Here is a 22,769-nt window from a genome sequence, read left to right as displayed (position 1 = left end):
CCCCGCCAACAAGAGGGGGAACCATGGATCAAAAGGCTTCCGCAAAGGTCCTCGTACTCGACTTTGGTGCGCAGTACGGTCAGCTCATTGCCCGTCGCGTCCGCGACCTCAACGTGTATTCCGAGATTGTCCCCTGCGACATCTCGGCCGACGAGATTCGCGAGATGAACGCCTCTGCGCTCATCCTTTCCGGCGGTCCGGCTTCCGTGTACGCCGAGGACGCTCCGTCCATCGATCCTGCCATCTTTGACCTGGGCCTTCCCGTCCTGGGCTTTTGCTACGGCCATCAGATCACGGCCGTGACGCTCGGCGGCAAGGTCGGCCACTCCGAGGTGGGCGAGTACGGCCGCGCCACCATCACGCGCACGGCCGGCGCCAAGCTCTTTAACTCCACGCCCATGGAGCAGACCGTGTGGATGAGCCACCGCGACGCCGTGTCCGAGGTGCCCGAGGGCTTTACCGTTACCGCCAGCACCGACGTGTGCCCGGTTGCCGCCATGGAGTGCGTCGAGCGCAAGATTTTCACCACGCAGTTCCACCCCGAGGTCAAGCACTCCGAGTACGGTCAGCAGCTGCTGAGCAACTTCCTGTTTGAGATCTGTGGCCTGGAGCCCAACTGGAGCATGGACGACCTGGTCGAGACCATGACGGCCGAGTTCCGCGAGAAGGTCGGTGACGACCGCGTGATTCTGGCTCTGTCCGGCGGCGTTGACTCCTCCGTCGTGGCTGCGCTGGGCGCCCGCGCCGTGGGCAAGCAGATGACCTGCGTGTTCATCAACCACGGTCTGCTTCGCAAGGGCGAGCCCGAGCAGGTGGAGGAGGTCTTCACCAAGCAGTTTGACGTCGACTTTATTCACGTCCACGCCGAGGACCGTTATGCCGAGCTTTTGGCCGGCGTGACCGAGCCCGAGGAGAAGCGCCGCATCATCGGTACGCAGTTCTGGAAAGAGTTCTTCGCCGTGGCGCAGCAGCTCGAGACCGATGGCAAGCCGGTCAAGTACCTGGCTCAGGGCACCATCTACCCCGACATCATCGAGTCCGGCGCTCGCAAGACGGGCGGCAAGACGGCCACCATCAAGAGCCATCACAACCTGATCCCGTTCCCCGAGGGCGTGCACTTCGACCTTATCGAGCCGCTCGACCACTTCTTTAAGGACGAGGTCCGCGCACTTGGTCTGGCACTGGGCCTGCCGGGTCACATCGTGTTCCGTCAGCCTTTCCCGGGCCCGGGTCTGGCCATCCGCATCATCGGTGCGGTCGACAAGGAGAAGCTCGAGATTCTCAAGAACGCCGACGCCATCGTGCGCGAGGAGCTCGACGCCTACAACCAGCGTCTGTTTGAGCAGACCGGCGAGCGCAACTCCGAGCACAGCTGCTGGCAGTATTTCGCGGTCCTGCCCGATATCAAGTCCGTCGGCGTTATGGGCGACGAGCGCACCTATCAGCGCCCGATCATCCTGCGTGCCGTCGAGTCCAGCGATGCCATGACCGCCGACTGGGCCAAGCTGCCCTATGACGTCCTGGCCCGCATCTCCGGCCGCATCGTTGCCGAGGTTCCCGGCGCCAACCGCGTGTGCTACGACATTACGTCCAAGCCGCCCGCGACCATCGAGTGGGAATAGTAAATAGCTCTTTGCGAGGGAGGTCGGATGCGGCCTCCCTCGTTTTTTATTTGCGTGCCATGGATGCTTGTGCATTGTGGTGTATGCGGTACATGCAAACCAGCCACGCAATCTCTCAAGCTGTTTAGCTGGGATTATTGTTTGCTGGTATTTTTTAAAGTGTTTTCAATTACCGAAGCAACGCCATCAATTTATTTCAATTAATGCTGATCGGCAGATCGCGTCCGCCCGCAAGAGGCCGCTCGGACTGGTACTCAAAATGTACTCACGACGTTTTGAGTATCGATTTGCTGGTACTCACAGACGGTAAAAACGACTGTCTACCTCGATATATTCGTTATCCCCAACGATTCGTCAACGAATACTGACTAGTGATTGAGTGATGCATGGCTCAAATTGGCATACGTAATTACGTAATTACGTATTCTGAAGTAAAATGATTTCGGTCAATTAAGGAACGTAGAACAGGTCAATTCGGAGGGGCGATCATGGAGGAAGATCAGGCTGTTCATGCCGAAAGGGAGCTAGATAAGTTCACGCTCTCGATAACCCGCGAGGATAAGCGGGCTCTTAAGTCCTATGCCGCGCGCCAGGATAAGACGGTGGCTAAAGTCCTGCGCGAATGGATTGACGAGAAGTGCAAGGGGGAGAAGTGATGTCTCAGACGGCGCAAGCGGTCGTTCAGAACCTTGTTGATCGCGCTGTCAAGCTGGGCGATCGTCAGCTCGCTGCCGACATCCGCGCCTTTGCTGCGCAGCGCCAGTTTGGGCTTGTATTTGAACACAACCGTCCAGAGCGACTTCGCCTTTATGGCAAACCTATCATGGAGGGCGATGTCGTACAGGTGCTTCCCGAGCGTGGTAAAAAAGAGGACTCTAGCTCCCAACTGCTATGGTTGGTAAATGCCGTTCGGGGGGGGGTTGCTGATCTAAAGCCATATCAATCGCCCTCATATGACGAAAACGAATGTGAGCCCCGCTCCGTCGCTGTCGACGATGTCGTGCCTGTTGCTGAATATGACCAGCCGATTTATGCTGGCCTCAAAGAGACTGGGCGTGTCGAGCGCGCTGGCGATAAGCCCTATCAAGTAGTCATTAACGGCGAAAACTACCATGCTCTTGAAACCTTGGCCTTTGCCTATGCAGGCAAAGTGGACTGCATATATATTGACCCACCCTATAACACTGGCGCCCGCGACTGGAAATACAACAACGATTACGTCGACGGCTCCGACGCCTATCGCCACTCCAAGTGGCTTGCCTTCATGGAGCGCCGCCTCAAGCTCGCCAAGCAGCTGCTCAACCCCAACGATTCCGTACTCATCGTGACGATCGACGAGAAGGAGTACGCAAGGCTTGAGCTTCTTTTAGAGAGCGTTTTTCCCAACGCGACCGGTATCCAGACGGTTTCAATCACCATAAACAAGAACGGGGTTGCCCGCGGCAACCAGTTCAAGAGAGCTGACGAGTACGCTGTCTTTTGCTTTTTTGGCACCGCCGCGCCGTGCCAAGTGGACCGCAGACTCTATTCCGTTGAGTTCGGAGAACTTGAGGAAAAAGCGGCTGCTGAGGGGCGGTCCCAATGCCGCTCGCACCGCAAGGCCGAACCTCTTCTATCCCATCTATATCGATGAGGAGACCGCGACCATTAAGGAGCTCGGCGCTTCTCTCCCCCTTGAACAAGACTGGACAAAGATACCGACAAAAACGGGTCTCAGGGCAGTTTGGCCTATTAGGACCGATGGCCGAGAGGCGACTTGGAGGATCTCCCAGAATGCTCTACAGGCCAAGCTTGATCGCGGGTGCGCAAAAGTAGGTGAGTACAACAAAAAGAGTGATCGGTACTCCCTCCTTTACCTAGGAGATTCCCAAGAGGAGCGTCTCAAGAATGGAGAAATTAAACTCATCGGCAAGGCTGAGGATGGGTCCTTGCTTCTCGAAGAGCAGGGAGAGCGCTCTGCCATTCCAACAACTGTTTGGAGTGGCACGCAGTTCTCTGCCGGTGAATACGGGAGCCGATATATCAAAAAGTTCATCGGCGATAGGCACTTCACATTTCCAAAGTCCCTTTATGCGACCGAGCTCTCAATCGCTTCCGTTGTTGCCGACAAGCCCGACGCCCTTGTAGTCGATTTCTTCTCAGGATCGGGCACCACGGCACATGCCGTCATGCGCTTGAACCATCAGGACGGCGGGCGCAGGCGCTCCATCAGCATAACGAATAACGAGGTCTCCGAGGACGAATCCAAAAAGCTCACCAAGCGCGGTCTTCGTCAGGGCGACCCCGAATGGGAGGCACTGGGCATCTGCCAGTACGTTACCAAACCTCGCGTCACGGCGGCCATCACGGGCAAGACGCCCGAGGGCGATTCCATCAAGGGTGACTACAAGTTCACCGACGAGTTCCCCATGGCCGACGGCTTCGAGGAAAACGCCGTCTTCTTTGACCTCACCTACGAAGACCCAGACGCCGTCGAGCTGGGCGTGGCCTTCGAGGAGATTGCGCCCCTGCTCTGGCTGCGCGCTGGTTCGCGTGGCAGCATCATCAAGCACGAGCAGCCGGGCTTTGCCATGGCCGACGCCTACGCCGTCCTTTTCGACTTTGCTTCGGTCGGTGCTTTCATAGACGCCGTCAAGCAGAATGCCAGCATAGGGTGCGCCTATGTGATCACGGACGACACGGCTCGATACGCCTCCGTCAAGGCACAACTGCCTGGGCTCGACGTCGTCCGCCTGTACGAGAACTACCTGCAATCGTTCAAGATTGCCGCCGAGGATGCGGTGAGGTAAACATGAGAGTCGAACTTAAGGATTTCCAAGCCGGTGCGGTCGCGACCCTGGCGAACAAGTTGCAGTCGATGCGCCGACGCTACGAGCAGGACGGCGAGCTGTCCTCGATATGCCTCGCATCTCCCACGGGGTCGGGCAAAACGGTCATGTGCGCAGCGACGATCGAAGCGCTCTTCTTCGGAGACGACGATCTGAGCCTCATGCCCGACGAGAATGCCGTCGTTCTTTGGCTCTCGGATTCCCCGAGCCTGAACGAGCAGACGAGCGTGCGTTTCTCAAACGTGGCGGACAAGCTAGCAGACAGCATCCTTGACAGGCGCCACCTGGTCACAATTACCAACGACTTCGGAGCCGCGCACGACATTCTCGAACCGCGCCACGTCTATTTCCTCAGTAAGGACCTACTCAGTAAGAACGGCCTGCTCACCAAGGGTAGTGAGGCCAACTCCGGCCGCGTGTTCTGGGACATCCTTGACCGCACCATCAGGGACCCGGAGCGTAACCTCTATCTGTTCATAGACGAGGCCCATCGCGGTCTGGGGGCCAATGCCTCGAGCGAGCGCGGCACCGCGACGATCTACGCCAGCCTCATTGATGGGCTCGACGGCCGTGCAGCGATGCCCATCGTCGTCGGGGTCTCTGCCACGCCGCAGAGGTTCGAGGCGGCCATGGACCAGCGCGCCGATCGCGTGCGTATGCCAAAGGTCGCTGTGACCCCTCGCGAGGTTCAGGAGTCAGGTCTGCTCAAGGACATCATCGAGTTGCGCGTGCCAGAGAAGGACGACCCTGTCGAGCACCAGTACCTCACTATGGCGTGCGAGCGCTATGCCTTGGCCTGCCGCGAGTGGAGCGAGTACTGTGCCCGTGAGGGCGAGAGCCCCGTCAACCCGCTGCTGCTCATCCAAGCGGCGGACAACGTGAGCAGCTCGGCCCTGGCTGAGATGTGCGACCAGATCACGAGCCTGGTCCCCGGCCTTTCCGAGGCGATGTCGTTCGCCAACGTCTTCGGCGAGCATAAGGACATCGCGGCGGGAAAATACCTCATTCCCTATGTCGAACCCGAGTTCGTTCAGGACGCCTCGCGCATTCGCGTGCTCTTTGCCAAGGAGGCTGTCTCCAACGGATGGGACTGCCCGCGAGCGGAGGTCATCTTCTCGCAGCGCAGGCGTTCGGACTCGACCTATATCGCACAGCTCGTGGGACGTATGGTACGCACTCCACTTGCGCGGCGCATTGAATCCGATGATCTTTTGAACTCCGTCGCCTGCTACCTGCCCCAGTTCAATCCCGAGAGCACTCAGGACGTGGTCGACTACCTCATGGGCCGCAAGGACGACATGGGCGAGAGCTCCATCGGCAAGCAGAACATCGTTCTCAACCCCGTGACTATCACGGCGGCTGCGCCCAAGTCCGAAGCCGACTACCAACAGGAGCTCAAGGCGTACGAGGAGAACGAGAAAGCCATCGAGGCGGCGCGGCAGGCACAACCCGGCTACCAGGCGCCGCTTGCCGGCATCGCGATTCAGGAGCCGTTGGACATGCAGGGAGCGCAGCCCTCGCTTGCCTCGGCGGTCAGGTCCGTCGACGTCCCGGCGCCAGAAGCGGAGCTGGCGTCTCAGCCCGCAACGGGCAACTACGTTGCAGGGTCTGCCCCGCAGCAACCTGCGACACCTGAGCCAAGTTCCGCACAGACCGAGCCGACCCAGCCCGTCTCGGTCGTAATACCCGTGCCCATGGCAAAGCCCAAGCCGCCCACCAAGCGCGAGCAGTCTTTCACGCATCAGGAGTGGCAGGGCATCCGCACAGCCTTCGATTCCATCCCCGTGCAGCGCATTCCGAAAAAGGCCAGGAACGAATTCCAGAGCCTGGTTAAGACGGCGACTCTGCTTGTCGAGACTGGCCTCGATGTCAATGCCGCGGCCGACGTGAAAAAACAGTTCGTCCAGAAGCTCAAGGGATACATCGTTGCTAACGAGGACGAGTACCGCGAAGCCAAACACGACGTAGAGGTTGCCGAGACCGTCAAGATCGCGCTCGACAAGCTCAACGAGACCGAGGACCAGGAGCAGGAGGAGGCCCGCACGGACGCCGAGGGCCTCAGAAAGGCCGCCCGCGACGCCGACATGCATTTCACTAAGGAGTTTGCGAATGAGTATCGTCGCGCCAACTTCAAGGAGCTTGGGCGGCCCGAGTGCGACCTGCGCCTTGCCGCAGCGGTGCGCACGCAGGCCATCGTTGATGCGCTCGAGGGCTGGGCGGCTCAATGCCGAAAGGAATACTTCGATAAGGTCGATGGATCTGGCGATTATGACTACCTTAACGACGCGGCAAAGCAGCGCTACGACGAGCTGGCCCGTGAAACTGAGGGCAAGCGCCTCGCAAAGATAGAGTGGCCCACGTCTACCAGCACGTCGGACGATTTCGCTAAATATCCGTGCCATATCGTGCAGAAAGAGGACGGCCTCTGCCCGCTCGACCTGAACCCGGCGGAAGACTATATCGTTAGGAACGAATTGGCAAAGAATCGCACGGTTGCCTTCTATCGCAATCCGTCGGGCAGCATGTCTGCTAAGGCGTTTTCGATTCCGTACATGTCTTCGGTGGGACGCAAGGCCCTGCATCCAGACTTCCTCTTCTTCGTGAAGGATGCAGCGGGCGTCATCAGGCCGTCCATCGTTGACCCTCATGGCGAGTTCCTCGGCGACACGCTAGCAAAGCTTAGGGGCTATGTGACCTATCTGCGCGATTATCCCGATGTGTTCAAGCAGGTACTCTTCGTCGGGGATATGGGCGAGGGCGTGTACAAGGTGCTCAACCTCTTGCGATCCGATGTGCAGGATGCCGTGATGGGCTACAGCGATGTCGACTGTAAGGCGCTCTTCTACGGCTCCTTCGCAAACGACTATCACTAGGATTGTCGGGATTTGCCTGGCGGGCGTCTCGGATCATATACAAGAACCGAATTAGTAAGGCTCGCTAAGGCGGCCGTCCGTTAGGGGCGGCCGCCTCTCTTCAGTCTTGACCAATGATTTCAAGCGTTTCGGTGGCATTCGCCGGTCATGACCTCGTATCCGTTACGTGGGTGGCACCTCCGCTACGCCGCGTCAAGGGGCCCATGAGACCCCGCACAAACCTCCGCTCCGCTCCGGTTGGTGGAGGTCGTCATGGACTCCCTTGACCCGTCTTCGCTCCGGTGCGGCTTTGCAGGGAGCAAAGCCGACGACGACGCGCGGCGTCGCCATTCGGCTTTGCCCGCAAGGGCGAGATGTTCAGGGCAGCGTGCCCGGAAACGGAGGAAGACATGCAGGAGCTGATGACGAGGGAGATTGCGGAGGGGCTGCCGAGGCTCTATGAGCAAGACGGCGCGGAAGACCCCACGGTATACGTCCACTACTTCTCGTGCGTGAGCGGATGGGACTGGTGGCTGCTCGAGTTCGATGGGACGGACGAGGCGTTCGGCCTCGTCGAGGGCTACGACGACGAGCTCGGCTACTTCAGCATCAAGGAGATGGCCGAGCTGAACCGCCAGATGGGGTTCGCCGCCGTCGAGCGCGACGAGCACTTCGAGCCGAAGCCGCTTAGCGCCGTCAAGGGGAGGTAGCTCCATGGAGATGGACGAGGTTGGCGCCGTGGGCAGATTCGGCAAGTCCCCGGGCGGAGCCGTCGCGCTGACTGTCGTCGTCGAGTTTGAGTCGGGCGGCGAGGGCGGGGCGTTCGAGGTGGGTACTGCTCCGGAGGGGTCGCCCGAACTCGGGCGACTCGTCTCGGACGCACGCGACGAGGCCGATGCCTTGGTGGAGGACGGGGGCGGATGGGCTGCCGTCCGCATCGGATTCGGCGACGTGGAGAGCATTGACTGCGAGAGCGGCCGGACCGTGTACGTTGCCGGAGAGGGGTGAGGCGCATACGGAGAACGCGGGCATGCCATCGGCATGCCCGCGCCAGCTTTTCCGGGGATGCCTCGCGCCATCCCCGAACCCCTGCGCGCCAAGGGGCGGTGCCCCTTGGAACCTTGGCTAAGGTGACTCGGGAACATGGAGGATACTGAGACTCGTGCGCCCGGGTGGCATCATTAGATCTCAATCTGATGCCTGACCGCTACGGCCTAGAATTCGGCGGCTTCCGCTACTTCGTGGCACCGCAGGAGCAGGTGTAGTACGCAGGCGAATCCGTCACGGTGACCGTTTCATCCCACGCCTTGGAATCCGTCACGGTGACCGTTTCATCCCATGCTGCGGAATCCGTCACGGTACGCGGCTCACTATGCCATGACCCACATGCATAGTTTCCTGCCAAGGCTGCGGTCTCTAAATGACTCCGCTCGTTACCCGTAATATCCGCACCGCATCCATTACAGATTGAACGAGACTCCGTATGAGTCACCGCCGGATGATGCACGGTCTCCGTATGAGTCACCGCCGGATGATGCACGGTCTCCGTATGGGTCACCGCCGGATGGTAGATATCATACTTATGAACATGTGTCGAGGTTTCATCCTTCTTCGAGGAGCTACCGGAGTTGCTATTGTTGCTTCCGCTCGGCTTGCTGTCCGACTTATTTCCAGAGCCGTTGTTTCCGCTATCGTTCTTGGAACCGGAATCGTTCTTCTTGTTGTCGGAGGTCTCCGGGGTCTTCGCGTCAGACTTGTCCTCCTTGGCCGTCTCCTGCGCCTTTTCGCTCTCCTTCTCGACGGCATCCGCGTCGGCGTTCGGGTTCTTCTTGATGTTGTCCTCGAACTTCTTCGCGACCGCCGCGCCCTTGTCTCCGGTCAGGGTGGAATCGCCCTTCTTCACGGCTGCTGCAACGTCCTTGGCAATAGCTGTCAGGTCATCCTTCGTCACCTTGTCCGCATCCACCTTCTCAAGGGTGATGACAGTGCTGTCCGTCTTCCCATCGGTCTTCACGGCAGCGACCTCACTGGACGCGGCCTTGTAGGTGGATCCGTCGGCGTTCACCGGAGGGATGAGTGAGACGTTGTAGATACCGGACTCACCGACCGTGACGCTCACCTTCTTGTTCGCGGCGATGGCGGTGTAGAAGTCCACCTCCCCGTCCGCGCCCTCGATATGCGCGATGACGGGCGTGGACGTGTCGGCACCCCATCCCTCGGCCTTTACCTCAAGGAAGAGCGCCATGTCCTGCTTCTCATCGCCCGTCTTCTGAAACACCGCAGGGACATTCGCTTTACCCGTCCACCCGGCATGTGTGATGACATACCCACCGCCGCCAATGAGGAGCGCCGCACAGAGGATTCCTGCACCAGCCGCGCAGACCTGCTTGCGGGAGAACTCGCGCCCGAAGAGCATGAAAGGTTTCCCCTCTTCCTTTTCCACTGCATCCCCGGAGACCATATCGTCCGTCACCTTCGGAATCTCCGTAACCACCATGGCTCCTTCCTGATTGCGATACTTCAATATTTGCATTGTATTTCAAATTGTCACTTATATAGGTGTGACTTATATAGGGTTGGCTTGAATCATTGACACCGAAGGACGGGAGGTGTCGATGACTCAGCTGGACCCCAAGATGCGCGTGGGGCTCCGCATCAAGGAGCTAAGGGCCGGGCTCGGCCTGAGCCAGGAGGCCTTCGCGTACTCCATCGAGATGTCGCGCACCTACTTCGCCGAAGTCGAGACCGGCAAGCGCAACGTCTCAATCGAGAATATCGAGCGCATCGCAGGCGGGCTCGGCGTTTCCCTGAGAGAGTTTTTCGATTCAGACCTGTTCGATGGATAGTTCGGCTGCCGGCTTCTGACGTCATTTTTTCGGCGCTGTGGTTCGAATGCTACGCGTCATTTTGGATTCGGTTTTCCGCCACGAAGCGGCGGTGCAGGATAAGGCTCCACTACGTTTCGCCGGAGGCAAGCGGCGCAACTCGGCGAGCCGAGTTCGAAGGCGCAGGTAGATGCTTGCACCTAAAACGAAAAACTTCCGCACCCGCGTGTAGTACGCGGGTGCGGAAGTGTAGTTGATCGAGTCGTTTCCGCTGGATATGGGCGATTACGCGACTAGAAGCCCTCGGGAACGTATCCTGCGACCGTTTTCGGCTTCGTCGGCGCTGTCGCCGCGCCGCCGGGGTCGGTCGGGCCCTGCCAAACCTTCGGCACCGTCTCGTTCCTGATTTCGCGGCGAGCGGTCGATTGCTCCATAAGTGCCCGTTCGGCCTCGGGGGACGTCATCCCGAGCATGGGCCCGACGAAGGTCTCGGTGACGTCCCTGCTGGGGAAGGCCATAGGTACGCCGTCGTGGATCACGAGGGCTCCCGTCTCGCGGCCAGTCCAACGCTGGAGCTCGTCGGGCGTGATGAGCGGCCTGCGGACGAGTCCCTCGCTCGTGCCCGTCGAGCCGGTGTTCGTTCCCCTCGTTCGGCTCGTGGACTGAGCGACCGCCGTGTAGGAGCCCATCGACTCCGAGAGCTTGCGCGCGGTGTCGAGGTTGGAGCAGGAGAGAACGACCTTGTCCTTGAGAAGGTCGAGTATTGTCTCGGCTTCCTCGCGGCTGTAGCCGGAAACTGACTGGAGTGCCAGGAGCGACTGACAGAACCACAGGACGCTGATCCTCTCTGACCTCATCTCACCGAGGTCCTGGACGATGCGTTCGTTGCGGCCGAGGGACGCGGCCTCGTCGAGGAGAAGGACGGTCTCTACGGGACAGCGGCCGGCGTGGGCGCCGGCGCAGGAGCGCAGCGCCGAGAGCGCCTGGGAAACGAACGTCTGCACGAGCCGCTTATAGTTTCCGGTTGCTGAGGAGGACGAGACGAAGACCACAGTGGGCTCCTCACCGATGCCGCCGAGTTCGCACTCGTCGTCGTGCAGCATTCTCGCCACGTTGCCGTCGATGTATTCGGTCAGGCAATTGCTGAGGGTCGAGACGATGCCCGGGCCGCCTCCGTGCTCGCCGTTGAGGCCTCCGAGAAAGGGGAGTGCGGGGTCACCTGAAGGCAGAGATGCCGCCAGGGCGGCGACGCGCTCGAGCGCTCCCTTCTCGCCCGAGGGCGAGATCGCCGCGGCGACGGACATGACGGTCTTTTCCTCATTGGGGATGGACGGACCCTCGATGAGGGCGAGGGCGATGCCGACGAACAGGTTCCGGGCCCCGTCATAAAAGAACGGCTGTCCCTTCGACGGTGCGGGCACTATGCAGCGCGCGACTTCCCGCAGCTCGCGGGTGCAGCCGCCGGTTCCCTCCGCATTAAAGGCTTCCTTCGCCCTCTCGAGCGGGTCGAACCGCGCCGAAGAGGCGGGCGAATCGAACATCACGTCGACGATGCGATGCGTGCCGGCCTTTTCAAACGTCGGCTCGAGAAAGGCGCGGAGCTCCCCTTTTATGTCGTTGATGATGAGGGAACGGCCTTGCTCGAAGTTAGCCAAGGCTGACAAAATGGCGACTCGACGGCTTTTGCCCTCGCCACTTTCGGCAAGGATGCAAGCGTGGACCGAGTCGATGAGCCTGACGCTCTTCCCGATCTCGCCCACGACCAGTGTGCCACCCGAGGGTCTTTCGCCCTCCTGCCACGATTTGCTCTTGCGCTTAAGCTCGCCGTGTGCCGAGATGAGCCTCGCGTCGCCGTGGATGGGCGCGCCCGGCGCGCGGCGCCCACCGACCCAAGTACCGTCGTGGAGCCAGCGCGACCAGTCGAAGTGGCTCCAGACGCCTGCTATCGTGGAGATGGCGAGGGTCGCCACGCATCCCACGAGGAAGGCGTCGTCCTGGATCAGCTCCGGCAGGACTTCGAGTGGGTTTTGGAACATGGTATCGGGGAGTTCGGGTGCTGCGGCCGTCCCGAAGCTTGTGAGCGTCGCGGCGATGCCGGTGACCCATGCTTTCAGCCAGTGCCATGCTGCCGGCAGTAGGACGAGCGCTATCGCGGTCCCGGCGGCCGTGCCGGCGGCGACACAGCGCTTGAAATGCGCGCCCTCGTCGACGTTGAAGCTCTTCTGCTTGCTCATAGAATCATTCCCTTCACTATGGTTTTCGCGGGGTCGAGTACGATGCCCGCCGTATCGCCCCTGATCGCGGCCGATGCAGCGGCTGCGAGCGCCCTTGCGAGCGCGCGCTCGGCTTTCTGGCCGACCTCATCTGACGGGTCCTTCTTGCTTCTGGGGTTCTCCGTTGCGAACGCGAGCGCTTTGGTAAGGGCTCTGCTCACGGCAACCGGGGCTTTTGCCATAGAAAGCGCGTAGGACGGACATGACCGGAGACACCTCTCCGGGATAGGCCTGAGCTCGCGGACCGCTTCTCGCGCCCCCTCCAGATCTTCACCGGTGATGCAGGCGCGGACCTCGCCGACGAGCGGTTTCATGCGCTTGCGCTCCGTTGCGGGCCCGTCGTCCGGCCTTGCGGACCTCATCAGTTTCCTTTCGGGGTCTGTTGTCCGGTCGGGTGCGATGATCCTCAGCAGGGCGTTGCCCTGGCGCGCGCGTAGCTCCTGCATGGCGTCGTTCACGTAGCGGTCCCGCGCAACGCTTTCGAGGCCTTTGAGGCCGGCGCAACGCTCCACGGACTTGCTGTAAGCGGCGCTCGCCCCTTTGATTTCAGGATGCCTCGACCCTGCTTCCGCGATTGCGACATCAACGGCCTTGGCGACATCTGGGTGCCAGCGGCGGAGGTGCGCGTAGGAGATTCGGCCGTCCGCAGGCAGCGTGACGCCAATCTCGTCGGCGGGGATTTGGCGGACGGCGTCGACCGCCCGTGACCTCGCGAGGTCGCGGGCCTCATACTCGGCCGCGAGCGCCGGGGCCAGGGCCGCGTCGGTGAGCGCGTTTCTAGCCCGGTCGAGCCTGTTGCGGGCCATGAGTGAATCGAACGAGCCATCGGACGACCACGCAATAACGTGCGCGTGCTTGGAATTCGGGTGGTTTTCGTGCTCGGCGGCTACCCAACGGACGCTGGACTCGGGGATGCCCATTGCCTCGGCAAGCGCCGGCGCGAGGTTTCGGCGGCAGAAGCGCTGCCAGTCCTCCTTGCACGCGAGGTCGAGCTCACATGCCTCGTCCCTGCGGACGCTGAGCACAACGGTAGCAATCGCGCCGTCAGCCTTTTCGAGCTCCCTGCGGGCCGTGCGGAGCGGGACGGCCCCGTTCTGGTCGAAGAGCGCGGTCGATCCGGGCCTCTCGGCGTAGTAGCCGACGAGCCCCATCTTCTCAGCGAGCTCGGAGCGCCTGAGGTCGTCGACGGTGGCTGACTTGTCGGCTCCCTCGCGCGTGGCGACGTATTCGATGTTGTTGGTGATGACGGCGGAACGCCCGCGCGACCCGGGGAGGTGCACGCGGGCGTTCACGACGAGGCTGCTACGACTTGCCATCAGAAAGGCGCCCCCTCGCCTCTGAGAGCGTCATGCCGCGCTGCATGAGGCCGGCTTGCTTGTCGTAAGCGGCGTAGATGTCCGAGGCGCTCACGCCATCCAGGCCCTCGAACGTGCCCTTTTCGACCTCGACTGCCGCGATTGCCGCGACGATAGAGGCGCGCGTAGCACGGTGCACGACGCGCGCGATGCGGTCCTCCTGCTCGGCGTTGCGTTCGTCGAGCGTGTGGTCGAGCTGCTCGAGTAGCGGCTGCATGACGCCGCGCAGATAGGTTCCGAGCTCAGTGGAGTAGAGCGCCAGGCCGTCGGAGGCGAGCCCAGCGGCGATGAGCTCGCGGGCGGCTGCGCTGTCGGTCAAGCCCTTTGAGACGCCGTAGGCGTGCAGGCGGCGGTAGTCGTCAGGGGAGAGCCGAAGACTCATGACCTTGGCGCTCTTACTCATCGAGGCCCCCGATGATTTCGTTAAGACAGCATTCCAGCTCGGTGCGGGAGACATGGTCGTCGGGCCAGCCAACGCCCATCTCCACGATATCGGCGAGCGCGCGGAACGTGTATGTGTAGCTTCCCAGCGCGCTCCAGTTGTCGAGGACGACGTCGAAGAACGAATCGACGTAGACGCCGCAGCCTGCCGCGGCAAGGCTTCCCTCGAGGAAACGGGCCTCGTCGCTTCGGGCTCCTGGTGTTGCGGCGAGCTTGTTTCCCACGGAGTTCCAGCAGTCGAGCGCGTGGAAGCGGATCAGCTTCTCGGGGTCGACGACTAGTCCCTTGCCATGTTTGGCGGCGAGCTCGATGAGGGGGAGGGGCATGCTCTTATGGCTCTCGCTCCCCGCGAGCGCCGCTTCCTCGCGCAGGATGTCGACGATAGTTTCCTGGCAACTGTTCGCGGGCTTGCGGGTGAAGGTGTCCTTAATCATCGGGGTTCTCCTTTTCCTTGGGCTGTTTTCCGTCGGTGCGTCCGATTTCTTTCGGGCGGCAGAGGTTCTTGATGAGCATGTCTTGGGCTTCCACGGGCGATTCTTCGGGAGCGAAGGAACCAGCGAACGAGGAGAGCGTCTCGAGGGACTCGAGGAGTTCATCGGGCATCTCGGCGGGGCTCCTGATGCGCCTCAGCTCGGCGACGATGGGGCCGACCTGCTCCTTCAGGGCCTTCCTCATCCTCACCGTCGCGCTCACCGTGAAGTTGGATTCGAGGAGGCATTTTGTGATGTATTCCTGCTTCGGGAGGCCGCTCAGGGCGACCATGAGGTCGAGTTGCTCGGCCTCTTCGGGGGAGATACGGAAGGCGACCGTCTTGCAGCGGCGCCTTCCCTTGTGGTCCACGATTGGCCTACTCATGCCTGCCCACCTCATTCAGGGCGTCAACTAGGTTCCTCTGGGTCGAGGGGAACAGGTGGGAGTAGTTCTCCGTGATCTCCGCCGACTCATGCCCCATGCGGTCGGCGATGGCGTTCGCCGAGAATCCCAGGTTGATCAGGAGGCTGACGTGCGAGTGGCGGAGGTCGTGGATGCGGATGCGCTTGATGCCGGTCGAGGCGCACCCGCGTTTCATCTCCGCGGCGAGCTTGTGCTTCGTCATCGTGAAGATGCGGTCTTCGAACTCGAGGTCGGGCAGGGTCGATAGATAGTCCTCCATCTCGTCGCGGAGGAAGTCGGGCATGAGGACATCCCGTCTCGATTTCCTGGTCTTGGGCGTCCCGATGACGTCCTTCCCCTTGATGCGGGAGTAGGAACGGCGGACCATGAGCAGGCCGCGCTCGAAATCAAAGTCCATCGGCCTCAGGGCGAGGAGCTCGCCCTCGCGGATGCCGGTCCAGTAAAGGAGCATGAAGGCGTGGTAGGATTCGGGCTTATTTGCCAGTGCCTCGATGAAGGTCTCGAACTCGTCGGCGGTCCAGAAGGACATCTCGGTCGTCGGCTTCTTGCTGCCCACCTTTCCCGTGACGAGCATCGGGTTGGAGGGCAGGCGGTAGAAGCGGACTGCGTGGTTGAATACCGCGGAGAGTTGGTTGCAGACGGTGTGAAGATAGGTGTCCGACAAATCGCGTGCGAGCAGCTGGTTTTCCCAACGCACGATATCGGCGGGAACTATGTCGCACATGCGCATCTCCCCGAAGTAGGGGAGTAGGTACTTGCCTATGATCGCCTCCTTGGTGAGCTTGGTGCCGGGCTTCAACCGGGGACCCATATCCCGGTAGTACGTCATGATGAAGTCATCGAACCTCATCTCTAGGCGCCCCTCGCACGAGGCGAGGAAATCCGCTTCCCACCGGCGCGCGTCGGCTTTGGTCTTGTGGCCGCGATGGGTCTTCTTGCGGCGTTCGCCGAGGGCGTCCCTATACCAGACCTGCACGGTGTACGTGCCAAGCTTTTCATCCCGGCTAATGGACATGGGAGCCACCACCGATGTCGGGGCGGGAGGCGGAGCACATACGGCGATTGAAGTACGCGGTCTCCACCTTGCCGGGAATAGTGATGACCCCCTGATCCCTCAGCTCCGAGTTCAGTCTTTGGATCAACTTGAATGCATAAGATTTGCTCATGCCCGTCAGCTCGGCGACCTCAACTGCTCCCAAATAACGGCTGGTCATTGTCTAACTCCTTTCAATATTACGTATTGGATGGCATTGAAACGTATTTTACGCTTAGCGTTATGGTTTGACAACAGAAATACCGTAAATTACGAAATGCAATTGGTGGAAACGTAGTTATGGGAAAACCGGAACCCTGCGTGAATCACGGGTGCCCATCGAGTTGCCGGTTTATGCGGCCCCATGGAGGCTCACGTGCTCCTGATCTGCCTGTTTTGCTTTGGGTGCCGATGGGGCCGATAAATGTCGGGAAGGGGGCGGGCGCAAGGACGGTAAATATCGGCGAGGTGCGCTTATGATGTGCTTTTGGGGTGAGAATCGGCACCATCGGCACCGTGCTGGGAAGATCCTGTTCGCAAAGGAAAAGAAAAGGGCCGATGCCCTATGGCACCGGCCCTACAGAGGCCCTACTTCTCAGTGTTGGGAGGCGTGTAGCGCCAAGCTCGCTGCTTGCCATAGCTGCCACAGATGATCTTCTTGGCGAACTTCCAGCCCGGGCATTCGTTGTTGAGAATGCCGCAGATCTCCCGGCACAGTTTGACGTCCGGGTCTCTCATGAGCACCTTTTCGGCGATCTCAAGCGAGCAGACGGGATGGTCACGGTTATCGGCCAAGTAGGCGTTGATGGCATCTACCCGCGGGTCTTCCTCGAGGAAGCCCTCGCGCTGGTGCATGGCCTCCGCCTCCATTTCGGCGCTGAGCGCGCAGCCGAAACGAGGGTCCCCCTGCTTCATCCAACCGACGACCTCGGCCCAGACCTGCGCGATCTCATAGGCGAACTCGGGGGAGTGGACCGACATCTTGATCTCGCCGATGCCGCAGAGGACGGGGAGGAAGCGACGGGCGCCGGAGCTCTTCTCCCTCAGGAATCCGATGGTGTTCGTCGTGGCTACGAAAACAGTGACGCGCGGGTGGTCGTGGGCGCGCTTGCCGTAGGCCTGCCTGTAGGTGTCGCTGGCGCGGGTGATGCCGGCCTTTACCGACTCGAGCGAGTGGCCGTTCATGCCGCTGAGCTCGGGAAGCTCCGCCTGCCATTTGCCGCTGAGACCCTCCCCGGTCGTCTTGACGTTTCCGAGGTCGCCGATGCAGTCGGTGAAATACGCGTCGTGAAGAGCTGCCTTACGGACAAACGTAGACTTGCCGAGACCGCCCGCGCCGACGAGGGTGAGGACGTAGTCGAACTTTGACCCCGGGTGATATGCGCGCATGACCGAACCGCACAGGTATACGGTCTCGGCGGCGCGCGTGTAGTCGCAATCTTGTGCGCCCAGGCACTTGCAGAGCAGACTGCCGGCGCGCTTCTTGCCATCCCATACCAGGTTATCGAGCTCATCTGTCAGCGGGTTGAAGGAGCGCTCGCGCGTGTAGATCGTCATCGCGTTGCCGAGCGTTTTCTCGCTTCGAAGGCCGATACGGTCCTCGAGCAGCGAGATGAGCTGCGCATCATCGAGCTCGTTCCAATTGCGACTCTTTGCGTTGGGGTCCCAGGGGAGAGGACCGGTGACAACGGTAGCCGTGCACATCTCGTCGTACGCGGCGTTGAGGCCAAGCTCCTCAAGGGCATGGCGCGCCTCCGAGATGCTCGGGTCGCGACGCTTTGCGCCGCGAACGGTGGGGATGTCGAGATCTTCCTCGCCCATACTAGCTCACCTCCTTCGAGGTGTTATCGCTGGTAGTCTCGGCCAGACGGACCTCGATTCCCTCGAGACGGAGCTCGAGTGAGAGGGGACGGCATGCAAGACCCTCAGGGCTCAGCGGCGCCTCAAGGTCATGCTCGCGCAACAAGGTCTGCCTCTGAGCCTTGCTCATGGTGCTAAAATCCATATCCGGTTCCTTTCCATTTGGAAGTGGGCTCTTTGGACGGCGGCCCTGCAAAAGCTATGCCGTCCTTCTTTATGCGAGCCAGCTAAACCTAATTCCGAAAATTAACAATAGACAGGCTCTAAAACGGAATAGTACATCACGCGGATATGAAGCGCTAGTTTCTCTCACCGATACTGTAAAATTACGTAAATATTTGCAGTGATTCGAAATGCTCTGTACACTCATGTACACAGAAGCGATTGGAGGATGCGGTGAAGAGTAAGACTGCGATTGCCAGGAGGAGTGCCGGTGGGCAGCACGTCGTGCTCCGCGCCTATTCCAACAACGAGCTAAAAGTCAATCCGGCAAACGTCACGCCCAAGGTCTTCAATGACTTCGTACTTGCTCGCAACTTCGACCAGCTTATGTCTGCAATTGACGCGCTTGGCGTTATGTCCCGTGACAAGTTTGGCCAGCCGAGCGCCAAGAGCTTCTTCGAACTCGGTGAAGAGGAGGAGAGAGTCCGGGGAGTCTCCGACATAAAGGAAGCGTTCAAAAGCGGCGAGCTCGTCGGCATGGATCATGAACGGCTTGTGGATGAGGCATATCTCGAACTAGTCGGCAACGACGTAATCAACAAGAGCGCACTTCGCCGCCTCTGCGAGGGCTACGATGCGACGAAGAACGGATTCCTTGAGCAACTCGAGGAGTTCGGCGATTGCGACGAGGTGTCCATCGAGCCCCTCCAAGATTGGATGGATCTGCGCAACAACATTGTCATCGCCGCGAGGGTGCTGGGTTTCGTGATTAACCCTCCTGAGATTGAAGGAGGAGACGCCTCCGTCTTGAGCGATGATCCGCTGAAGGCTGCCGGTTTCACTTTGGATAGTCTTTCGAGGGGCGCTTTCGCTAAGATCGCCAACAGCTACGCTTGTTTTGATGAATATGATGCGCAGTATCGCCGCTTGTGCTCGTTCAACACGTATTTTGCGAGGAACACTGACACTCTCGCATTCGACGTAAGGGACCTTATTCTCTCGCCGACCTATCAAGCGCCCCTTCTCATGTCCAGGCTCGATGGCGGAGGTTGGTCAACGGCGCTGAAGCACGGACATTCTGTTAACTACCTTTCAGCTCCCGTCGCGACCAATTACGCCGAGGGCAAGAACGTCAAGCAGAATTACCTCTGTGTCTGCTTCAACAAAGGGGAAGAGCCCCGTGAGATCGCGATGCGGTTCGTTCGGCAGATGATGTGGGGTTGGATGAATCCGGCGGTAGACGACGAAGCCTTGTTCGATAGGCGAGGGATCGCGAAGATCAAGGTGGACTCCCTGATCACGGCTCTATGGAATGAGGTGTTCTTCCCGGGTGGCAACGAGCTTGCTGTCTGCAAGAATTGCGGCAACGTCTTCCTAAGGCCGAAAAAGGGCCGCACTAAGATTTGGTGCCGCGATTCCTGCCGAGTCCAGTATTCGGCCAAGGGTGGACCCGAGCCTTGGCTGCAAAACGCCCTGGAGTGTTAGCGAGTATCAAATGAGTATCGCCAGCTCTTTTGGTTTACGCTGCTAGATACCAATGAGCATTTTCAGGCAGGGCGTTTACCTGCGGTTCTCGTTATCGAGTGGGAGTGATTTTCGGGGTCTGACACTTCTCAACACCATCTTCCAAAAACTGACATTTCCGCAGGTCAAGAAAGGGTTTCGTTCGATTCGGACGGAGCCCTTTCTCACAGAGGAAATAGACGAACGATCTCCAGTTAAAAGCCAGTCTTGGTAGCTTCTCCGATTTTACCAAAGCAGCCTATGGCTACTCGATGAGTGGTGCGCAAACGTGAAGCAGCCTGGTGCCGATACCGTCCCGCGAGCCGGTCGACGACTATGCGTCGTGGGCGAGCTCCTCGAGACGCCCAAGCGCGATTTCCAGCCAGTCGAGCTCTCGCTCGCAAGGCCCCATCGACCAATGCGTAATGTACCGGCACTGCGAGAAGACCGCGTTGCCGAGCGTCTGTACATCGTCGATGTGCGCAAGCTCGCGCCTGAGGCCCTGTGCATCATGCAAGGCGAGCCCGTAAAGCTCTTCATACGAGTGACCGCAATCCATCTCGAAGCCAAACTCCTGGAAGCGCGCCGCCCAGTCGTCGCGCTCGAGTGCGGCGGCACCACGTTCCTCGATCGCAAGCCTCAGCTTGCGAGCGTACTTTGCAACGTTATGAGGTTCCATCGCGGCGACTCCTTGATTCGAATAAGATGGGCTTGTGGTATCGAGGGCACGTAGCGCATCGCCCTCCTGCTCCTGCGGGGCATGCGCTACGGTCAGTTCAGGACGTGACCGAACGCCGCTACTGTTTCGTCAGATGCCCGGTCGGGCACCTCCTTGCCCATTGCCTGCTCGATGACGTCGAGGAGCCTCTTCGCGCGATCTAGGAAGAACGCGTCGAAGTCATCGGCGGCGAGGGCGTCGTAGTCGATGAGGTGCGACTCAACACGCCTACGGAGCTCATCACCGTCGATCTGCTCATCCTTCATGATCTTCGGCAGGTACTTCGAAGGGGCAACACCCCCGATCTCCCGGTTAGTGCGCGCGATGAGCGGGGTCTTGTTCACGATGGAGTTCCACTTCGTCCGTTCGAGCCCCGTCCTCTCACAGTACGCACGCGGGAAGATGTGGTGGATGTCCGGCGGGGTGTCCATCGACTTCACCGTGGTCATTGGTGCGCCGTCGACGAAATCGAGGCAGTTCTCGCGGAACACGAGGGCCATGACCCCCTTATAGGCGGCGCTGTTTCTGGTCTGAAGGCCCAGCAGGCGCGTGGACTGGAAGTAGGCGGCGTTCACGGTGCGCATCTGCGAGTCGGCGCCCTCTATCGCCGCAACCAGGTCCTCGATGTCGTTGGCGTAACGCGTCTCGTTGGCGCCACCGTACATCTCCCCGAAGATCCCGCACCACAGCCACCGGCGGAGGATTGCCTTCACGGGCTGCCGGTCGAACGCCTTGCGCCCGATGTAGGCGCAGGTGGCCGCGAGAGGGATGAGCTGCGTCGTATAGGGAAGGTCGCGCATGCGGAAGACGCACTCGCCGATGAGCAAATCGCGCGCCATGTCGAACCCGTCCAACAGCGCGTCCAGGTTGGCGACGTAGTCCTCGTAGCGCAGCGCCAGAACGTCCTTCTTCTTGCAGCTGGTGCTGCCCTTGGTGCCGGCGCGCTTCGCGCGATACGTCGTGTAGAGCGTCATGGAGGTCAGAAACGTGGTCTCGTCGACGCCCTGCATGAGATCCGTTCTGATGTCCTTGCTTTCGGCGCAAATACGCGGGCGCACGACCTTGTTCCAATTCCCACGCAGGTCGAAGTCATAGGTGGCGAAGGCAGCCGTCACGAGCTCGAACACGGTAAGAGAGACACCTCCCGTGTTCACGTTCTCGAAGACCTTGCAGACCGCCTCACGGGGCGTCGTCTTGTCCAAGGTGATGACCGGAATCTTGTAGTCCTCCATCGTCCTGAGGACATTCTCTTTGAAATCCTTCCAAAGGGCGTACTCTTCGGACTTGAGACCATAGTGTTCAATGAACTCTGTAAACCAGTCGTCACGCCCCTGGGAGTCGAAAACGAGATTGGCGGGAAACATGAGCTCCTCGATTTCGCGCTCGCGGCTCGTGAGGTCGAGGACGATCTTGCGGCCGATGTCCTCGGTGACGACGCGCTTGTCCGATATGGAGGCAATCGCATCCTCGCGGTCTTCCTCCGGATCGAGGCACCTGCGCATGTTGAGGTAGTAGAAGCGGCTGAGCTTCTGGCCGCGCTCGTTCGAGGTGCTGACGGGGTCTTTCCCGAAAAGCGAGCAGTAGAGCGAGGTGAGACGCTGCTGGCCGTCGAGAACGAGGTAGTTGGGCTCGCGGGAGATGCCGTGCGTTCCCTCGAAGGCGCGGTACTTCAGCCTCACCTCGCTGCCGCCGCACTCGAGCCTCATGAGGGCTCCCATCGGATACCCCTGCGTTAAGCTCGCGATGATGTTCCTGATGCGCCCGTCATCCCACGTCCAGCTACGCTGGAACTCCGGGAGCTGATGCGTCCCCTTGCCAACCCCTTCGAGAAGCTCGCCGAGCGAGGTGTCATATGATTTGGGCGCCGCTATAGCCATATAGGCTCCTTCGAGGTAAATGGGAGTGATACCGGTGTATTACAATTGCCTGTAAACTCTTATTTTACAATGCGTAGCCTATATTGAGAACACGACGAGAAGAGCGGTGCAGCTACGAGGTGCCACATCCCACCACCACCCGCTGCCCGTCGAAGGTCGCCCGCAGCCCACCCGCCTCCGCTCTGTTGCGCGCACGGCTCGGAAACCGCCCCGCCCTGCGCGGAGAGCGTCACTCACGGCCATGCCCGCCGCTCCGGCTGTGTATTGCTCCGCGGTTCGGGCCAGCCAGCTCCGCCTGCGTGTTGCTCCCGGCTCAGGTCAGCCGGCTGCGCCGTCTGCCCTTCGCGGCGGTTCGTGGATCCCCAGGGCGCAGACGATGTCGCCGTTGGAAAGGCCGTCCGCCTTGCGGCAGATCGCCTCGTCAGCCATCTCCTGCGTCAGCTTCGGACGCCTTGCCATGCGTATCACCCCCGTGAAACTCGTCAGTTCTCTCACGGTGGATTCTCGCGGCACGTCACAAAGGCAT

General features: G+C 60.3%; 22 protein-coding genes. 9 read left to right on the top strand and 13 right to left on the bottom strand.

What is annotated here, in order from left to right; translation table 11 throughout:
• Positions 1–23: 23 nt before the first annotated feature.
• The 7 genes from guaA to I4W09_RS02705 all read left to right on the top strand — a co-directional run bounded on the left by guaA (position 24) and on the right by I4W09_RS02705 (position 8,310).
• Positions 24–1,622 carry a glutamine-hydrolyzing GMP synthase gene (guaA, locus tag I4W09_RS02730; protein WP_196031622.1) on the top strand — a complete coding sequence of 533 codons (1,599 nt, stop codon included), beginning with the start codon at positions 24–26 and terminating at the stop codon, positions 1,620–1,622.
• A 488-nt stretch (positions 1,623–2,110) separates the two neighbouring features.
• Positions 2,111–2,278, top strand: coding sequence for a hypothetical protein (locus I4W09_RS02725; protein WP_158553195.1), 168 nt, complete (start codon positions 2,111–2,113; stop codon positions 2,276–2,278).
• Positions 2,278–3,255, top strand: coding sequence for a DNA methyltransferase (locus I4W09_RS10365; RefSeq protein ID WP_230318637.1), 978 nt, complete (start codon positions 2,278–2,280; stop codon positions 3,253–3,255). The genes I4W09_RS02725 and I4W09_RS10365 overlap by 1 nt, the downstream gene beginning before the upstream one ends.
• A 295-nt stretch (positions 3,256–3,550) precedes the next feature.
• Entirely contained in the window at positions 3,551–4,411 is an 861-nt protein-coding gene (locus tag I4W09_RS10360; RefSeq protein ID WP_230318636.1) for a DNA methyltransferase, read from the top strand.
• Positions 4,412–4,413: 2 nt separating this feature from the next.
• Positions 4,414–7,323, top strand: coding sequence for a DEAD/DEAH box helicase (locus I4W09_RS02715; protein ID WP_196031621.1), 2,910 nt, complete (start codon positions 4,414–4,416; stop codon positions 7,321–7,323).
• A 389-nt stretch (positions 7,324–7,712) separates the two neighbouring features.
• Positions 7,713–8,012 (top strand): DUF2958 domain-containing protein, encoded by a 300-nt coding sequence (locus I4W09_RS02710; RefSeq protein ID WP_196031620.1) that lies wholly within the window; start codon positions 7,713–7,715, stop codon positions 8,010–8,012.
• A gap of 4 nt (positions 8,013–8,016) precedes the next feature.
• Positions 8,017–8,310: a hypothetical protein gene (locus I4W09_RS02705; RefSeq protein WP_196031619.1), complete on the top strand. Its 294-nt coding sequence runs from the start codon at positions 8,017–8,019 to the stop codon at positions 8,308–8,310.
• Between the two features lie 226 nt (positions 8,311–8,536).
• Here the strand turns inward: I4W09_RS02705 and I4W09_RS02700 are convergent, their stop codons facing one another.
• Positions 8,537–9,718, bottom strand: a complete 1,182-nt coding sequence (locus I4W09_RS02700) for a hypothetical protein (protein WP_196031618.1) — start codon at positions 9,716–9,718, stop codon at positions 8,537–8,539.
• A gap of 199 nt (positions 9,719–9,917) precedes the next feature.
• On the opposite strand from I4W09_RS02700, the gene I4W09_RS02695 reads away from it, so the two are divergent.
• Positions 9,918–10,148: a helix-turn-helix domain-containing protein gene (locus I4W09_RS02695; RefSeq protein WP_195503672.1), complete on the top strand. Its 231-nt coding sequence runs from the start codon at positions 9,918–9,920 to the stop codon at positions 10,146–10,148.
• A gap of 272 nt (positions 10,149–10,420) precedes the next feature.
• On the opposite strand, the gene I4W09_RS02690 is transcribed toward I4W09_RS02695, so the two are convergent.
• From I4W09_RS02690 to I4W09_RS02650, 9 genes are all read right to left on the bottom strand, one after another.
• Positions 10,421–12,361 (bottom strand): type IV secretory system conjugative DNA transfer family protein, encoded by a 1,941-nt coding sequence (locus tag I4W09_RS02690; protein ID WP_196031617.1) that lies wholly within the window; start codon positions 12,359–12,361, stop codon positions 10,421–10,423.
• Positions 12,358–13,716: a hypothetical protein gene (locus I4W09_RS02685; RefSeq protein ID WP_196031615.1), complete on the bottom strand. Its 1,359-nt coding sequence runs from the start codon at positions 13,714–13,716 to the stop codon at positions 12,358–12,360. Before I4W09_RS02685 ends, I4W09_RS02690 begins: the two co-directional genes overlap by 4 nt.
• Positions 13,703–14,158: a hypothetical protein gene (locus I4W09_RS02680; RefSeq protein WP_196031614.1), complete on the bottom strand. Its 456-nt coding sequence runs from the start codon at positions 14,156–14,158 to the stop codon at positions 13,703–13,705. Before I4W09_RS02680 ends, I4W09_RS02685 begins: the two co-directional genes overlap by 14 nt.
• Entirely contained in the window at positions 14,151–14,630 is a 480-nt protein-coding gene (locus I4W09_RS02675) for a hypothetical protein (RefSeq protein ID WP_196031612.1), read from the bottom strand. The genes I4W09_RS02680 and I4W09_RS02675 overlap by 8 nt, the downstream gene beginning before the upstream one ends.
• Entirely contained in the window at positions 14,623–15,051 is a 429-nt protein-coding gene (locus I4W09_RS02670; protein ID WP_196031610.1) for a plasmid mobilization protein, read from the bottom strand. Before I4W09_RS02670 ends, I4W09_RS02675 begins: the two co-directional genes overlap by 8 nt.
• On the bottom strand, positions 15,044–16,105 hold the full coding sequence (locus I4W09_RS02665) for a site-specific integrase (RefSeq protein ID WP_196031608.1): 1,062 nt from the start codon (positions 16,103–16,105) through the stop codon (positions 15,044–15,046). The genes I4W09_RS02670 and I4W09_RS02665 overlap by 8 nt, the downstream gene beginning before the upstream one ends.
• Positions 16,095–16,304: a hypothetical protein gene (locus I4W09_RS02660; RefSeq protein WP_196031606.1), complete on the bottom strand. Its 210-nt coding sequence runs from the start codon at positions 16,302–16,304 to the stop codon at positions 16,095–16,097. Before I4W09_RS02660 ends, I4W09_RS02665 begins: the two co-directional genes overlap by 11 nt.
• A gap of 407 nt (positions 16,305–16,711) precedes the next feature.
• Positions 16,712–17,944 carry a VapE domain-containing protein gene (locus I4W09_RS02655; protein ID WP_196031603.1) on the bottom strand — a complete coding sequence of 411 codons (1,233 nt, stop codon included), beginning with the start codon at positions 17,942–17,944 and terminating at the stop codon, positions 16,712–16,714.
• Position 17,945: 1 nt separating this feature from the next.
• Positions 17,946–18,128, bottom strand: coding sequence for a hypothetical protein (locus I4W09_RS02650; protein WP_196031601.1), 183 nt, complete (start codon positions 18,126–18,128; stop codon positions 17,946–17,948).
• 251 nt (positions 18,129–18,379) lie between these two features.
• Between I4W09_RS02650 and I4W09_RS02645 the strand changes: the two genes are divergently transcribed.
• The gene (locus I4W09_RS02645; protein ID WP_196031600.1) at positions 18,380–19,630 is read left to right on the top strand and encodes a hypothetical protein; all 1,251 of its coding nucleotides are present in this window, start codon (positions 18,380–18,382) and stop codon (positions 19,628–19,630) included.
• A gap of 352 nt (positions 19,631–19,982) precedes the next feature.
• Here the strand turns inward: I4W09_RS02645 and I4W09_RS02640 are convergent, their stop codons facing one another.
• The 3 genes from I4W09_RS02640 to I4W09_RS02630 form a co-directional block, all read right to left on the bottom strand.
• Positions 19,983–20,327 (bottom strand): hypothetical protein, encoded by a 345-nt coding sequence (locus I4W09_RS02640; RefSeq protein ID WP_196031598.1) that lies wholly within the window; start codon positions 20,325–20,327, stop codon positions 19,983–19,985.
• A 92-nt stretch (positions 20,328–20,419) separates the two neighbouring features.
• Positions 20,420–22,243, bottom strand: coding sequence for a GmrSD restriction endonuclease domain-containing protein (locus tag I4W09_RS02635; RefSeq protein ID WP_196031596.1), 1,824 nt, complete (start codon positions 22,241–22,243; stop codon positions 20,420–20,422).
• Between the two features lie 318 nt (positions 22,244–22,561).
• Complete coding sequence (locus tag I4W09_RS02630; RefSeq protein ID WP_196031594.1) at positions 22,562–22,702, bottom strand: hypothetical protein; 141 nt, start codon at positions 22,700–22,702, stop codon at positions 22,562–22,564.
• Positions 22,703–22,769 lie beyond the last annotated feature (67 nt).

Source organism: Collinsella aerofaciens (assembly GCF_015670795.1).
In the GTDB taxonomy this organism is placed as follows: domain Bacteria; phylum Actinomycetota; class Coriobacteriia; order Coriobacteriales; family Coriobacteriaceae; genus Collinsella; species Collinsella aerofaciens_Q.
This window is presented reverse-complemented; position numbering and strand designations above follow the sequence as displayed.

Coding starts and splice junctions, on each gene's coding strand:
- guaA (WP_196031622.1), top strand. CDS start 24: ATGGATCAAAAGGCTTCCGCAAAGGTCCTCGTACTCGACTTTGGTGCG.
- I4W09_RS02725 (WP_158553195.1), top strand. CDS start 2,111: ATGGAGGAAGATCAGGCTGTTCATGCCGAAAGGGAGCTAGATAAGTTC.
- I4W09_RS10365 (WP_230318637.1), top strand. CDS start 2,278: ATGTCTCAGACGGCGCAAGCGGTCGTTCAGAACCTTGTTGATCGCGCT.
- I4W09_RS02715 (WP_196031621.1), top strand. CDS start 4,414: ATGAGAGTCGAACTTAAGGATTTCCAAGCCGGTGCGGTCGCGACCCTG.
- I4W09_RS02710 (WP_196031620.1), top strand. CDS start 7,713: ATGCAGGAGCTGATGACGAGGGAGATTGCGGAGGGGCTGCCGAGGCTC.
- I4W09_RS02705 (WP_196031619.1), top strand. CDS start 8,017: ATGGAGATGGACGAGGTTGGCGCCGTGGGCAGATTCGGCAAGTCCCCG.
- I4W09_RS02700 (WP_196031618.1), bottom strand. CDS start 9,718: ATGCTCTTCGGGCGCGAGTTCTCCCGCAAGCAGGTCTGCGCGGCTGGT.
- I4W09_RS02695 (WP_195503672.1), top strand. CDS start 9,918: ATGACTCAGCTGGACCCCAAGATGCGCGTGGGGCTCCGCATCAAGGAG.
- I4W09_RS02690 (WP_196031617.1), bottom strand. CDS start 12,361: ATGAGCAAGCAGAAGAGCTTCAACGTCGACGAGGGCGCGCATTTCAAG.
- I4W09_RS02685 (WP_196031615.1), bottom strand. CDS start 13,716: ATGGCAAGTCGTAGCAGCCTCGTCGTGAACGCCCGCGTGCACCTCCCC.
- I4W09_RS02680 (WP_196031614.1), bottom strand. CDS start 14,158: ATGAGTAAGAGCGCCAAGGTCATGAGTCTTCGGCTCTCCCCTGACGAC.
- I4W09_RS02675 (WP_196031612.1), bottom strand. CDS start 14,630: ATGATTAAGGACACCTTCACCCGCAAGCCCGCGAACAGTTGCCAGGAA.
- I4W09_RS02670 (WP_196031610.1), bottom strand. CDS start 15,051: ATGAGTAGGCCAATCGTGGACCACAAGGGAAGGCGCCGCTGCAAGACG.
- I4W09_RS02665 (WP_196031608.1), bottom strand. CDS start 16,105: ATGTCCATTAGCCGGGATGAAAAGCTTGGCACGTACACCGTGCAGGTC.
- I4W09_RS02660 (WP_196031606.1), bottom strand. CDS start 16,304: ATGACCAGCCGTTATTTGGGAGCAGTTGAGGTCGCCGAGCTGACGGGC.
- I4W09_RS02655 (WP_196031603.1), bottom strand. CDS start 17,944: ATGGGCGAGGAAGATCTCGACATCCCCACCGTTCGCGGCGCAAAGCGT.
- I4W09_RS02650 (WP_196031601.1), bottom strand. CDS start 18,128: ATGGATTTTAGCACCATGAGCAAGGCTCAGAGGCAGACCTTGTTGCGC.
- I4W09_RS02640 (WP_196031598.1), bottom strand. CDS start 20,327: ATGGAACCTCATAACGTTGCAAAGTACGCTCGCAAGCTGAGGCTTGCG.
- I4W09_RS02635 (WP_196031596.1), bottom strand. CDS start 22,243: ATGGCTATAGCGGCGCCCAAATCATATGACACCTCGCTCGGCGAGCTT.
- I4W09_RS02630 (WP_196031594.1), bottom strand. CDS start 22,702: ATGGCAAGGCGTCCGAAGCTGACGCAGGAGATGGCTGACGAGGCGATC.